Here is a 13,231-nt window from a genome sequence, read left to right as displayed (position 1 = left end):
CCATGACCAACCCCTTCGACGACCAGGACGGCACCTTCCTCGTGCTCGTCAACGACGAGAACCAGCACTCGCTCTGGCCCCAGTTCGCGGACGTCCCCGACGGCTGGACCGTCGCCCACGGCCCCGACACCAACGCCGCCTGCCTGGAGTACGTCGAGAAGTCCTGGACCGACATGCGGCCCAGGAGCCTCGCCGACGCCATGGACGCCCAGCGGTAACGCGGCCCGTTGTGAATGCGACCGACACCACGGACGAGGCCCGCCCCGCGGCGGGCCTCGCCCCGCCCCACGACTTCGCCGCGGACCTGCTCACCCCCGAGGCCCGGCGGGACCCGTACCCGTTCTACGCCCGCATGCGGCGCGAGAGCCCGGTCCACCGCAGCGCCGAGGGCATCTGGCACCTCACCCGGTACGCCGACGTCGAGGCAGCCCTGGGAGACCTGCGGCTGTCCAACGACCGGGACCGGATGACCCGCGCCTACGGCGCGCTCGGCGGCGACCTGAAGGCCTTCAGCCGGCTCACCGACCGGCTCGGCCGGGTGATGACCAACACCGACCCGCCCGACCATGCCCGGCTGCGCAAGCTCGCCAACCGCGCGTTCACCGCCCGGCGGGTCGAAGCCCTGCGCGACGGCATCCAGCGGATCGTCGACCGGCTCATCGACGAGGCGCTCGCGGCGGGCCCGGCCATGGACCTGATCGAGGCGGTCGCCTCCCCACTGCCGATGTCCGTCGTCTGTGAGCTCTTCGGCATCCCGCCCGAGGACCGCCCGCAGGTCAAGACCTGGTTCCGCCGCTTCGGCCGGCTGGGCGAGGACATCGACAAGTCCGAGGAGGCGATCGGGCAGTACGAGGAGTACCTGTCCGGGCTCATCCGGCAGCGCCGGCGCGAACCGGGCGACGACCTGATCAGCGCCCTGGTCGCGACGCAGGCGCAGGACGACCGGCTCACCGACTCCGAACTGCTGTCCACCTGCTTCGTCCTGATCACCGCGGGCGACGAGACCACCACCCACCTGGTCGGCAACGGCGTGCTCGCCCTGCTGCGCCACCCCGGCCAGCTGGCCCGGCTGCGCGAGGACCCGGCGCTGATCCGCACCGCCGTGGACGAACTGGCCCGTTACGACACGCCGACCCAGGCGATCGTCCGGGTCGTCGCGGAGGACGTCGAGATCGGCGGGCGGACGCTGCGCGAGGGCGAGCTGGTGTACCTGTTCCTCGCCGCGACCAACCGCGACCCCGAGCGCTTCGAGGACCCCGACCGGCTCGACCTGACCCGCCCCGGCAACCGGCACCTGAGCTTCGGCCACGGACCGCACTTCTGCCTCGGCGGCCCGCTGGCCAAGCTCCAGGTGGAGGTGGCCGTCAGCACGCTGGTCCGCCGGCTCCCGCAGCTGCGGCTGGCCGACGAAGCCGCCGGCGGGGCGGCCCTCGAATGGCGGCCCAACCCGCTGCAACGGCGGCTGAGCGCCCTCCCGCTCACCTACTGACACCCGACCGACGACGAAGGAGAACCGACCATGACCCGAGAGTTCGAGGTCCGCAAGGAACAGGACCTGCCCGCGACACCCGAACAGGTCTGGGCCGCGGTCGCCACCGGCGCCGGCAACCTGGGCTGGCTGTACCCGATGGAGGTCGAGCCGCGCGTCGGCGGAAAGGCCACCCGGTCCGACAGCACCGTCGTGGTGTGGGAGCCGCCGAGCCACTTCGCCGTCCGGGCGACCCTGGGCGACGAGTTCTCCAACACGCTCAGCTACCGGATCGAGCCGGTGGACAGCGGAACGAGCCACCTGCGGATGGGAATCCACTGGGTGCACGAGGGCGTCTGGGACGCGACCTGGGACACCAAGGCGGACGCGGCCGAGAAGCACGTCCACTTCTACCAGCACGGCCTCGCCGAGTACCTGCGGCACTTCGGCGGCCGCCCCGCCGTCTACGTCAAGGCCCAGCGCCCCGAACCCACCGCCGACCCGGCCGACTTCGCCGCCCTGCGCCGACGCCTCGGCCTCGCCGAGGACGCTGCCGTCGGCGACCGGCTCGAACTCCACGTCCCCGGTACGGACGGCGGCCCGGAGGCGGTCGTCGTGGACTGGCTCAGCCCCGACTTCATCGGCCTGCGCGGCCCGGACGCGCTGTACCGGTTCTTCAACGGCGGCACCTGGAACTGGCCGATCTGGCTGGGCCACCACCTGTTCGCCGAGGGAGCGGACGAGGAGCAGGCGACCAAGGCGTGGAACGCCTGGCTCAACGGCTCCTGACCCGCCGTACGACAGACAACCGGAGGATCACTGGTGGAAGAAACACTGCTCTACGCCGCCGAACTCGTCGAGGAGGGCGGCACCTACAAGCTCGTCGTGCAGGACGTGGTCCGGGACACCGTCCAGGTCACCCCCGTCCCCAAGACCGCGGTGGACAGGCTCCCGACCTTCCTGTCGGTGCTCAGTGCCAAGCTCAACCCCGCACCGGCCCGCGGCCGCCGGTAGGACGCCTCACACCCGAAGAGGCCGGCGCCGCGCCCCGGCGCCGGCCTCTTCGCCGTTCAGCCGCTGATGCTCGGCCGGCCGTTCTCGACGTGGCCCATGAGGCGGCGGCGGAAGGACGCGTCCTCGGCGATCGCGAGGTCCAGGTCGTACCAGCCGTCGGCGGCATCGGTGTCCCAGGCGAGGACGAGGGGTTTGCCCGTGACGACGGTCCCGGTCAGCGCCTTCGCGGTGCTGTAGTGCCGGGGCGCCACGGTGACGGTCTGCGGCGTGGCGCTCGGCGACGTGATCGTCAGGGTGAGAACGCGCTTCGGGGCGGTGGCGATGGCGGTGGCCACGGAGGTTTCGGCTGCGGCCCCGGCGGCCTTCCCGGCGAACTCGCGGCGGAATCCGTTGGGGCCGGTGAGGTAGAAGTCGTAACTTCCTCCGCGCACCGGCACTTTGGTGGCGGGCGTGGTGGTGCCGAGCACGTCGAAGTGTCGAGGGGCGTCGTAGGCGCCGGACGTGCCGACGTTGTCGTACAGGGTCAGGTGGACGGCGGCGGCGCCGGTGTTGGTCGGCTGGAGGACGAACGCGCCCTGCTTCTGGTCCAGGGCGCCGTGGGCGTCCGGCTGGTACGGCAGCGGGCGGGCCAGGCGCCGGGTGGGGTCGGCGGGTTGCGGTGGCGGGTCGCCGGTGCGGTCGAAGTCGAAGACCGAGGTGAGGTTGCCGGCCACGGTGCGCCGCCAGCGGCTGATGGCGGGCTGCCGTACGCCCAACCACTCCTCCAGGAACCGGATTTGTGAGGTGTGGTCGAAGACCTGGGAGTTGACGTAGCCGCCCACGGTCCACGGGGAGACGACGATCATCGGCACGCGCATGCCCAGGCCGATGGGCTCCTTGCCGACGTACTCGTCGTCGACGCCCTGCGGGGGCACCGGCGGCGGCACGTGGTCGAAGAAGCCGTTGTTCTCGTCGTAGCTGATGAACAGCACGGTGGAGTCCCACATGTCCTCGTCGGAGGCGATGACGTCCAGGACCTGGGCGACGACCTCCTCGCCGGTCATGGGGGCCGAACCGCCGTCGCCCGGGTGCTCCGAGTCCGCGTCCGAGGGCACCAGGTACGAGACCCGGGGGACCCTCTTCGCCGCCACGTCCTGGGCGAACGCGTAGACGAAGTCGCGGTAGTTCTTCGGGTTCTGCTTCGAGTCCGGCGGGGGCGGGCAGCGGAAGAGCCCGCGGTCGTAGAGGCTCCGGTCGGCCGGCGGCAGGTCGGCGACCGCCTTGGCGAGGGCCTCCACGTCCTCCGGGCGCACGCGCTTCGGATCCTTGTAGAAGTCGTACAGGCTCAGGTAGTCGAGCTTGGCCGTCTTCAGCACGGTCTGGAAGATCCGCTTGAACTCGGCGTGGAAGTCCAGGTTGTTGTCGTAGTAGTTGTCCCAGCCCTGGTAGACGCGCCAGCTGATCCCGTCGGAGCCGAAGGGGTCGTTGTTGCCCTCCAGGATCTCGGGGTAACTGGACCAGTTGTAGCCCGGCGTCCGGTCCCCCGCGTAGGTCGCATCGGGGTTCTCGCGGTCGTGCGCGGCCGATCCGGTGACCCGCGACCCGTCGGGCTCCCAGCCGCCGAATCCGCTGAAGAGGTAGTTGCGGTTCGAGGTGGTCTCGCTCATCACCGAGCAGTGGTAGGCGTCGCACACGGTGAACCGCTCGGCCAGCGCCCGGTAGGTGCCGACGACCTCCGGCTGGTCGAAGTAGCCCATCGTGACGGTCCCCTTGGCCTTGATCCACTGGTCGTAGCGGCCGTTGTTCCACGCCTGGTGGCCGGTGGGCCAGGTGTGGGCCGCCGGCTCGGCCGTACCCTGGTCCGGTCTGAGCTGGTAGGGCCTCCGGGGCGTGGACGGGTGGTCCGGGTCGGGCTGGTCGAGGACGGTGCGGCCGTCGGTCCCGGGGAACGTGACGAGGTTGCGGTCGTCGTACCCGCGCACTCCTCGGAAGTTGCTGCCGAAGTAGTGGTCGAAGGAACGGTTCTCCTGCATCAGGAAGACCACGTGTCGGATGGCCTTCAGACCGCCGGGGCGGGGTTTGCGCTTGAGGGCCTTCAGCAGCGAGTCCGGCAGCGACGGAGCGCTCTGCGGGGAGTGGGGAGTGTTCACGCGTTCTCCTGGTCCGGCGTGGCGGGCGAACCGGAGGGTGCGTTCCCGGTGGCCCGGAGGTAGTCGAGGTAGATGAGGTCGCCCTTGGCGCCCTTGTTGAGATCGGTGTCGACGCGGGTGTAGCCCGTCTCGGGAGGGATCTCCTGCGATCCGTCCTTCCAGTGCGTGACGGTGAGGTCGACGACGGGCCGGCCTGCGCCTTCCTGGCGGGTGACGGCCAGGAACAGGGCCGTGCCGTGTACGGGCGTCCCCCTGTTGAGGTCGACCGGCAGCTTCTGGTACCCGGCGGGCGGCTTCTCGTCGTCCTTCAGGACGCGGATGCCGGTGACGGGCCGGTCGTCGGCGGACCGTTCGAAGACGAGGTACAGGTAGGCGCCGTGCGCGCCCTTGTTCAGGTCGACGTCGATCCACTCCCACCCGGTGGGTGTGTGGAACGGACTCCGCACCGGGTCGTCGTAGGCGACCAGGACGTTGACGTCTGTGACGAACTGACCCATGGGCAGGTCTCCGATCGGAGCGGGCGAACGTGGGCGGGGGAGGTGGGGTGGACGAAGGGACCGACGGCTCGGGGCACGTACGGGTACGTGAGACGCCCGGCCGGGGGCGGCCCGGCCGGGCGTCCAGCGCTGGGATGCGGCGGGTCCGGTGCGGTCCGGGCACCCGAGGCGGCCGTCAGCCCTTGGTGAGGCCTTCCCACTCGCTCAGCGGCGCCGGACCGTAGGTCTTGGTGTCCTTGTGCGGCTCCCCGTTGGCGACGTTGATCCGCACGAACCGGTCGCCGGAGAAGACCCAGTACTCGTTGCTGCCGTCCGGGACCTTCATGACGGCGTCGATCTTCGCGAAGTCCGACAGGCTGGGCCAGTCCTCGCGGATGGTGCCCTTGAGGATGAGCTTGTCCGGGTACGGGTGGCTGCTCGTCACGGTGATTTCGACGCGCCGGTAGTCGGTGTTGGAGAACACCCAGAGCTGGTTCGGCTTGTCGGGAACGGCCATCACCGCGTCGACACGGTTGAAGCCCATGCGTGAGCCTTTCTGAATTCATCTGTTCGTGTGCCGCCGAAGCTGTGCTCGGGCGGATCTGAGGCTCAGTCCCATGGCTCGCGTGCGGCGAGGAATGTCGGGGAGGAGCGCCGCGAACCACGCTAGGTCGGCCGGTCCGGGGGCGCGATGCGAAAAGGCCTGGTGACCTGCATTCCAGTGACAGGTAATTTTGCTACGAACCTTTGGCGCGAGAAGCGCGAGAAGTCGGTCCGGCGCTTCGGGAGGCCTTGACGGCCTGCTCCGCGGCCGTCCGGGACCGAGGACGAGCCGCCTCCCCGCCGACGGCTTCCGCGAGGCTCGACGACGGCGTTCCTTCGAGTGGACCGGTGACCGGTGACCGGTCGCAGCCGGGGGAGTGTGCCTGACACCCCACCCGGTCGGCTGCGTCAACGCGGCCGTCGAGACGCGGGGGCGTGGGGTGGGGCATGGGGCGGGAATGGCTTGAGTCGATCGTGATTCATATGATGGACAGCCAGTAGTTGTTTTGCCGGTGTCATGATCCTCGGAGGGCGCCCCGGACCAAGGTGCGCCCATGGAACCGGGCCGGTCTCCGGATTCGCTCCGGTCCTCGGGCTTGATTCAGGGAGTATCATGCGCGGCACCGTGCTCGCCGACCGCTACCGGCTGGTGGACCTGCTGGGCGGCGGGTCGATGGGCGACGTGTGGCTCGCCGAGGACGAGGTCCTGGGCCGCCGGGTCGCGGTCAAGGTGGTGAAGCCGGCCCTGCTGGACGAATCCGGCTTCGCCGAACGCTTCCACGCCGAGGCCCGCGTCATGGCGCAGCTGCGCCACCCGGGCATCGTCGGCGTCTACGACTACGGGCACAGCGCCGTGGACGGGCGACCCTCGGTCGGCTACCTGGTCATGGAGCTGATCGACGGGGAACCGCTGAGCGCCGTGCTGGAGCGCCACGGCGCGCTGCCGGTGGAGGAGACCCTCCGGATGGCGCTCCAGGTGCTGGAGGCGTTGGAGGCCGCGCACGAGTCCGGGGTGGTCCACCGGGACATCAAACCGGCCAACCTGATGGTCCGCGGCGACCGGACGGTGATCGCGGACTTCGGCATCGCCCGGCCCGGCTGCGACGCCCGGCTGACCGTACCGGGCATGGTGCTCGGCACCGCCGCCTACCAGGCGCCCGAACAGGCCTCCACCGGGACGGTCACGGCCTCGGCGGACCTCTACGCGCTCGGCGTCGTCCTCTACGAATGCCTCGCCGGCAAGCTCCCCTTCGACGGGGAGACCGCCCTCGAACTGATCCTCAAGCACCTGACGGAGCCCGTGCCGCCGCTTCCGGAGGACGTGCCCGCGCCGGTGTGGGCGCTGGTCGAGCGGGCGATGGCCAAGGATCCCGGCGAGCGCTGGCCCGACGCGGCGGCGATGGCCGCGGCGGTACGGGACGCCCTCGCACCGGCCGAGGAGACGGCGCCGCCGGCTCCGGTCGGGCCCCGGCCGGTCGCCGGACGCGCACCGTGGGCCAGGTTCCGCCTGCGCGGGCTGATCGGGGTGACGGCGCTGTCGCTGCTCTGCGTGGTCGGGGCCTCCGGCGCGACGGTGATCCGGTCCGACGAGGACGGCGCGCCGGACGCCGCCGCCGTCGCGGGCCCGGTGGCCGGCCTCTCGGGCCCGGCCGTTCCCGCGGCGGTGGCAGCCGACCGCCAACCCGCCGGACAGCAGCCCGCCGAGCCGACGGCCCCGGTGCCGTCGGCCGGACCGGAAGCGGGCGGGAGCCCCACGCCCGGCGCCGAGCCCGAGCCGGTCGCCGGGCGGACCTCCGCCGGGCCCGTCCGGCCCGGTGTGCCGGTTCCGGCCTCCGGCGCGCCCACCGCCGGCCAGAACCCGGCCCCGCCCGCGCCGACCTCCGCCTCCCCGTCCCAGCCCGGTGTGCCGGCTCCGGCCTCCACGGCGCCCACCGCCGGCCAGAACCCCGCCCCGCCCGCGCCGACCTCCGCCCTCCCGTCCCCGCCCGCTTCCCACGAACCGCCCACGCCCACACCGTCCGCGACGTCGGCGCCGCCCACGCCGCCCACACCGGAGCCGAAACCGCAGCCACAGCTGCCCTCCCAGGCACAGATCGCCAGCGTCGGCGGCGCGCTGGACAACTCCTACTCCGGGGACCAGAACGGCAACCGGGTCGGCACCTTCAGCGTCAACGGCACGTCGGCCCAGGTGTGGCGGCTGGAGAAGGTCTTCGAGGGGAAGTACTTCCTGCGCAACGCCTCCAGCAACTACACCAAGGTGCTGGACCTGGACACGGGCGACGGGCGCGTGCAGATCTGGACGAGCCCGCCGTTCACCGACAACCAGCTCTGGTCCTTCACGCAGGTTCGGGGCGGCTACCAGATCGTCAACGGCGCTACCAAGGGCTGTCTGACGTCCGACGGAGCCGGTTACTACGTCAGGGTGGCGGCCTGCTCGAACGCGGAGAACCAGGTGTGGGAGCTGCGCTGAGCCGTCGGCCCGCCAGCCGAACACCCCCGGGGCGAGGGGAGGATCACGCCGGCAGCCAGGACGGCCACTGCCGGCGGGGCCGGTCGGCGGCCCCGCCGAGGCCGATCAGGGCGCGCAGCCGGTCGGCTTCGGGGGAGCCGATGGAGGCCAGGATGTCGTAGGCCTCCGACCGGCACGCCCGGGCCGCGTCCTCGGCGGCGCCGCGGTCGGCGAGCGCGTCACCGAGCGCCGCCAAGGCCAGCCCCCGCCCGCGGCGGTCGCCGTCGAGCGTCAGCACCTCGACCGCCCGGTCGGCCGCCTCCACCGCCTCGTCGCCGCGGCCGACGGCTCGCAGCGACTCGGTGAGCCGCAGGAGCGTGCGGCCCGTCCGGCGCCGGTCGTCCGGCCGCAGCAGGGCGAGGGCGCCGCGGTGGTGGCGCAGGGCCTGCTCGAACTCGCCGCGATCGTGGGCGATCGTCCCCAACGAGTCGAGGGCGAGCGCCTGGAGCTCGTGGTCGGCGAGCTGGTGGCAGATCAGCAGGGACTGGTCGACGACGCGGACCGCCGCCTCGGGCCGGCCGAGCTCGGTGAACGCACCGGCCAGGTTGAGCAGTTCGCCCGCCACCGAGCGCCGGTCGCCGAGCCGTTCCCAGACCGCGATCGCCGCCGCGAAGCCGTCGACCGCGTCGCCCGGCCGACCGACCTGAAGGAACAGGGCGGCCAGCGAGGCGTGGGCCAGGGCGAGCAGCGGCCCCGGCAGGCCGTGGGCGATGCACAGGTCGCGGGACCTGATCAGCTCGCCGAGGGCCGCGGGTTCGGAGCCGACCTCGGTCAGCAGCCGACCGAGCACCAGCCGGGCCCTGACCTCGGCCGTTCGGTCGCCCTGCCGGACGGCGGCCTGGAGCAGGACCTTGGCCGCGTGCCCCAGCGGCCGGGCGGCCTGGCCGGTCTCGCACAACAGGCTGCCCCCGAGCAGCAGTTCGGCCACCAGATCGAGCCGGGGTGGCCGGGGGAGCCCGGCGTACTGGCCGACCAGAGCGCCGATGCCGTGGTACTCGCCGCGACCGCGGGCCACGGCGCGGCAGTCGGGAGCGTACGGTGCACCGGCGCCGGTCAGGGCCGCGCGGGTGGCGGCCGGGCCGAGGGCCGCGACGGTCTCGGCGTGCTGGCGGATCACCAGGCGGGTGAGGACGGCGGCCGGGCGGTCCGCCTCCGGGGCCGAGCCCGTGCCGGCCTCGACGTCGGCCGCTGTCTCCGGGACGAGCCGCTGGGCGAAGGCGCGCAGCAGGTCGTGGTACCGGTAGCGGTCCGGCGGCGCGGTCTCCAGCATCGAGCAGTCGACCAGCGACTCGGCCAGCTCCTCGGCCTCGTGCTCGGGCAGGTCGAGCACCGCCGCGACCGCGCCCGGCGACAGGTCGGGCACGTCCGGCACCGCCAACAGACAGAAGGCCCGGGCCTGGTCGGGCGTCAGCTGGTCGTAGCCGAAGCGGAACGCCGACTCGACGGCGAGGTCCTCGGTGCGCAGCACGTCCAGCCGGCGACGATTCTCGGACAGCTTGTCGAGCAGCCGGGCCATGGTCCAGCCCGGCCGGCAGGAGAGGCGGGCGGCGAGGATGCGCACGGCCAACGGGAGGTGACCGCAGAGCCGCACGAGCTCCCGGGCCGTGTCCGCCTCGGCCCGCAACCGCTGCCCGCCGACCACCTGGCCGAGCAGGTCGAGGGCCTCCTCCGGGGCGAAGGCCGGCAGCTCGACGACCTGCGCGTTGGGAAGTGAACCGAGCCTGGCCCGGCTGGTGACGAGCACGGCGCAACCGGGCCGGCCGGGCAGCAGCGGCCTGATCTGTTCGGCGTCCCGGGCGTTGTCGAGGACCATCAGCACGCGTCGGCCGGAGAGCAGCGAGCGGAACTGGGCGGAGCGTTCGGCGAGCCCGGCGGGCAGCGCCTCCGCCGGCACGCCGAGGGCGCGGAGGAAGGCGCCCAGCACCTCCTCGGGAGGGGTCGGGCGGCCGTCGGCCCCGTGCAGGTCGACGTAGAGCTGGCCGTCGGGGAAGTCGGCGGCCAGGCCGTGCGCGACATGGACGGCCAGGGCCGTCTTGCCCATGCCGCCCAGGCCCGACACCGTCGCCACGGGCACGGTGCGGGGCGCGAGCAGGACGGCCCGCACCGCTTCCGTCTGCGCCTCGCGGCCGGTGAAGTCGGCGAGGTCGGCCGGTACCTGGGTCGGCCGGATCGGCGCGTGGTACGGCGGGCGGGCCGTGGTGGTGGTGTCGGGCCGGGGCGGCGCGGGCGCCACGAGGGCGGTGTCGGCCACCAGGATCCGGCGCTGCAACTCGCGCAGACCGGGCCCGGCGGCGACGCCGAGCTGCGCCCGCAGCCGCCGGTCCGTGTCGCGGTACACGCTCAGGGCCTCGGCCTGCCGCCCGGCCCGGTAGAGGGCGAGCATCAGCAGCTCGGAGAACCGTTCCCTGAGCGGGTGCTCGGCCGCGACCGCGGTCAGTTCGGCGACGGCCTCGCCGGACGGTCCGGCCTCGATCTCGGCCTCCAGACACGACTCCAGGACGGTCACCCGGCGTTCGGTCCACTCGCCGCGCTGCCGCTCGGCATAGGGGCCGGAGAGTCCGGACATCGGCTCGCCCTGCCAGAGGGCCAGTGCCAGGCGCAGCGTCGCGGCGGCGCGGGCGTGCTCCCCGGCGCCGCTGAGCTCCTTCGCCGCGCCGACGAGCTCCTCGCAGCGGTGGGTGTCCAGCTCCCCGGGATCCACGGTGAGCAGGTAGCCCCCGCTGAGCGAGGTCAGCGGGGCGGGCCCGAGGACGCGGCGCAGGCGGTGGACGTACGTCCGGATCACGGCTACGGGCTTGGCGGGCGGCTCCTCGCCCCACAGGTCGTCGACGAGCTGACCGGTCGACACGGGGTGGTTGGCCCTCAGCAGCAGCGAGAGCAGCAGGTTCCGCTGCTGCGGCGACCCGAGTGCGAGCTCGCCGCCGTCCCGCCACCCCCGTATCGGTCCCAGCACCGTGAACCGCAACCCACCCACCGACCGTTCCCCTCTGCCTGCAAACGAACCCCCGGGCGCATGATACCGACCGCATCACCGCTGGCCGGGGCTGCTTCTCGCGGGGTCGGCCGCGGGGAGACGAAGGTGTCCGTAGAGGGCGGCCGACGCGGCAGCGGTGAAAAAAAAGAAGGTGCCCCGCCCGCGCGACATGCTGACGCCTTACGTAGTCATGAGGGGTATGCACGGGGATCACAGGACAAGGGAACAGGCGGGAACCGAGTGAAATCAGCACAGGAGGATGAGTACCTGGCGTTCGTGGCGGCGAGGGCGAAGGCGCTGTACCGCTCCGCGTACGTCCTCGCGGCCGGCGACGCGCATCTTGCCGAGGACCTGGTCCAGGAGACCCTCAGCCGGGTGTACGTGCACTGGAAGCGGGTGGCCAAGGCGGACAACCCGGCCGCCTACGCCCAGACGGTCCTGGTCCGCACCTTCCTCAGCCTGCGGCGTCGACGGAGCAGCGGCGAGCGCCCCATCGGGAACATGCCCGACAGCGCGGCGGCCGGCCCCGACACCGCACTGCGACTCACCCTGTTGGACGCGCTCGGCCAACTTCCGCCCCGCGACCGGGCGGTGCTGCTGCTGCGCTACTGGGAGGACCGCAGCATCGAGGAGACCGCCCGGATGCTCAAGCTGAGCAGCAGCGCGGTCCGCTCCCAGGGCACCCGGGCGCTCGGCAGGGTGCGTGCCCTGCTCGGCGACAGCCTGTCCGACCTGGTTCCGCACTGAGCATCGGTGCGCGCAGGTCGAAACCGCCACGAAGCCCCCATCAGCGACAGAAATAGGTGACGCCAGCATGCCGTTCGAAGCAGACCTCGCACACGCCCTGGACCGCACGACCGACTCCCTCGAACCAGACCTCACCACGCTCATGCGCGGAGCCGTCCAGCGCGGGCGAAGCCGCCGGCGTCGGCGCACGGCCGGCGTCATCGCCGGGGTCGGCGCCTGCACCGTGATCGCGGCGGCCGGCCTGGTGATCCCCGACGTGCTCGCCGGGATGCACTCCGAAGGATCCGACATCAGGGTGGCGGCGATGGCGATGCCGCGTTCCGCGATCACCGACACCCAGATGATCCAGGCTCTGGAGGCGTCGTTCCCCGGCGGCCGGTTCAGCGCGGAGAGCGGGCAGAGCAACAACCCCTCGGATCCGTCCAACGGGCGCGTCGCCAACGGCGGACTGGTCCTCGACGACGGGCACGGCGCCGCCTTCGTCGGTGTCTCGGCCGTGCGGCTCCAGCTGCCGCTCAAGGACGGCGACGGGCTGAGCTGCGAGTGGCAGCCCAAGCGTGACGGTGACACCTGCAAGATGAGCGAGCTGCCGAGCAGCGCCGAGATTCCCGGCGGGGCCCTGGTGATGTTCCAGCAGAACGCGGCCGCGCACCCGGTCCGTCCCGACACCGCCCGCCGCTGGACGGTGACGGTGACCCTGAAGTCGACCGGCGCGCAGCTTCAGATGGTGCAGTGGAACAGCACCGGCGGCGGCACCGGCGCCGAGACGCCGAAGCCGACCCGTGCCGCTCCTCCGCTCTCCGAGCAGCAGGCGGTGGCCGCACTCACCGGTGCCGCCTGGGCGCCGATCCTCGGCGCCGTCGGCTGACCCTGCGCGTCGCGTTTCGTAGGGGGTGCGTCCGCCGAGGTCGAGCACGGTCTGTCCGTGCTCGCCTTGGCGGGCGCGCCCTGGGCTGGGCATTTGTTTCGGGCGCTGAGTAGGGGTACTGTCAGCCAGTCGCTCGGCAGGGAGCACCGGACACGCATCGGCGCGGACGGTCCCGGGGCGGCCAATCCTTTCGAAACACCACGTCCCGGGTTCGGGCCGGGTCGGCTTGCCATGTGCGAGCGAGGCCCGGTGTGTATATCGGTGTGCTCGTTTTATTGGATTGCGGTCGATTCGCTTTTCGGAGTGGAGATCGGCTAGAGTTTGAAACGTCGGACGGGGCGTCAAGCCGCAGAAGACACCAGCGAGTTGGATGAACGAAGCGCCGGAAACGGAGCGGAAAACATCTGGTAAGCTTGAAACACGAAAGAACGAAGCGCCCGGAGGGCCCGCTGGAAGGCGGTCCGAAGGAAGTGTCCGTTCCTTGAGAACTCAACAGCGTGCCA

At 72.2% G+C, this 13,231-nt stretch carries 11 protein-coding genes; 7 read left to right on the top strand and 4 right to left on the bottom strand.

All coding sequences use genetic code 11. From position 1 onward, the window contains the following. The first annotated feature begins 2 nt into the window (after positions 1-2). Genes AC07AL_RS32200 through AC07AL_RS32185 form a run of 4 tightly spaced genes read left to right on the top strand, consistent with a single transcriptional unit; the run spans position 3 to position 2,482 of the window. Entirely contained in the window at positions 3-218 is a 216-nt protein-coding gene (locus AC07AL_RS32200) for an MbtH family protein (RefSeq protein WP_363587266.1), read from the top strand. Between the two features lie 11 nt (positions 219-229). After that, complete coding sequence (locus tag AC07AL_RS32195) at positions 230-1,489, top strand: cytochrome P450 (protein ID WP_363632671.1); 1,260 nt, start codon at positions 230-232, stop codon at positions 1,487-1,489. 30 nt (positions 1,490-1,519) lie between these two features. Then, positions 1,520-2,257, top strand: a complete 738-nt coding sequence (locus AC07AL_RS32190; RefSeq protein ID WP_363632670.1) for an SRPBCC family protein — start codon at positions 1,520-1,522, stop codon at positions 2,255-2,257. A 33-nt stretch (positions 2,258-2,290) separates the two neighbouring features. Next, positions 2,291-2,482, top strand: coding sequence for a hypothetical protein (locus AC07AL_RS32185; protein WP_244293816.1), 192 nt, complete (start codon positions 2,291-2,293; stop codon positions 2,480-2,482). A 56-nt stretch (positions 2,483-2,538) separates the two neighbouring features. On the opposite strand, the gene AC07AL_RS32180 is transcribed toward AC07AL_RS32185, so the two are convergent. From AC07AL_RS32180 to AC07AL_RS32170, 3 genes are all read right to left on the bottom strand, one after another. Next, positions 2,539-4,611, bottom strand: a complete 2,073-nt coding sequence (locus AC07AL_RS32180) for an alkaline phosphatase family protein (protein ID WP_478319136.1) — start codon at positions 4,609-4,611, stop codon at positions 2,539-2,541. Continuing rightward, complete coding sequence (locus AC07AL_RS32175; protein ID WP_363587262.1) at positions 4,608-5,108, bottom strand: MVB12 family protein; 501 nt, start codon at positions 5,106-5,108, stop codon at positions 4,608-4,610. Before AC07AL_RS32175 ends, AC07AL_RS32180 begins: the two co-directional genes overlap by 4 nt. A 175-nt stretch (positions 5,109-5,283) precedes the next feature. After that, positions 5,284-5,631 (bottom strand): hypothetical protein, encoded by a 348-nt coding sequence (locus AC07AL_RS32170; protein ID WP_363587261.1) that lies wholly within the window; start codon positions 5,629-5,631, stop codon positions 5,284-5,286. Positions 5,632-6,243: 612 nt separating this feature from the next. Between AC07AL_RS32170 and AC07AL_RS32165 the strand changes: the two genes are divergently transcribed. Further along, positions 6,244-8,100 carry a serine/threonine protein kinase gene (locus AC07AL_RS32165; RefSeq protein ID WP_478319133.1) on the top strand — a complete coding sequence of 619 codons (1,857 nt, stop codon included), beginning with the start codon at positions 6,244-6,246 and terminating at the stop codon, positions 8,098-8,100. A 43-nt stretch (positions 8,101-8,143) separates the two neighbouring features. Here AC07AL_RS32165 and AC07AL_RS32160 read toward each other — a convergent pair whose 3' ends face one another. Further along, the gene (locus tag AC07AL_RS32160) at positions 8,144-11,092 is read right to left on the bottom strand and encodes an AfsR/SARP family transcriptional regulator (RefSeq protein WP_478319131.1); all 2,949 of its coding nucleotides are present in this window, start codon (positions 11,090-11,092) and stop codon (positions 8,144-8,146) included. Positions 11,093-11,353: 261 nt separating this feature from the next. On the opposite strand from AC07AL_RS32160, the gene AC07AL_RS32155 reads away from it, so the two are divergent. Continuing rightward, positions 11,354-11,860 (top strand): SigE family RNA polymerase sigma factor, encoded by a 507-nt coding sequence (locus tag AC07AL_RS32155; RefSeq protein WP_363587258.1) that lies wholly within the window; start codon positions 11,354-11,356, stop codon positions 11,858-11,860. A gap of 67 nt (positions 11,861-11,927) precedes the next feature. Next, the gene (locus tag AC07AL_RS32150; protein ID WP_363587257.1) at positions 11,928-12,728 is read left to right on the top strand and encodes a hypothetical protein; all 801 of its coding nucleotides are present in this window, start codon (positions 11,928-11,930) and stop codon (positions 12,726-12,728) included. The last annotated feature ends 503 nt before the right edge of the window (positions 12,729-13,231 follow it).

The sequence above is a fragment of the Kitasatospora sp. NPDC043949 genome (genome assembly GCF_056435365.1).
The sequence above is the reverse complement of the archived record's forward strand: the minus strand, read 5'-3'. Positions and strand labels throughout refer to the sequence as shown.

What these genes read in the sequence shown, in the direction of transcription:
- AC07AL_RS32200 (WP_363587266.1), top strand. Translation starts at nt 3, where the DNA reads ATGACCAACCCCTTCGACGACCAGGACGGCACCTTCCTCGTGCTCGTC.
- AC07AL_RS32190 (WP_363632670.1), top strand. Translation starts at nt 1,520, where the DNA reads ATGACCCGAGAGTTCGAGGTCCGCAAGGAACAGGACCTGCCCGCGACA.
- AC07AL_RS32175 (WP_363587262.1), bottom strand. Translation starts at nt 5,108, where the DNA reads ATGGGTCAGTTCGTCACAGACGTCAACGTCCTGGTCGCCTACGACGAC.
- AC07AL_RS32170 (WP_363587261.1), bottom strand. Translation starts at nt 5,631, where the DNA reads ATGGGCTTCAACCGTGTCGACGCGGTGATGGCCGTTCCCGACAAGCCG.
- AC07AL_RS32165 (WP_478319133.1), top strand. Translation starts at nt 6,244, where the DNA reads ATGCGCGGCACCGTGCTCGCCGACCGCTACCGGCTGGTGGACCTGCTG.
- AC07AL_RS32150 (WP_363587257.1), top strand. Translation starts at nt 11,928, where the DNA reads ATGCCGTTCGAAGCAGACCTCGCACACGCCCTGGACCGCACGACCGAC.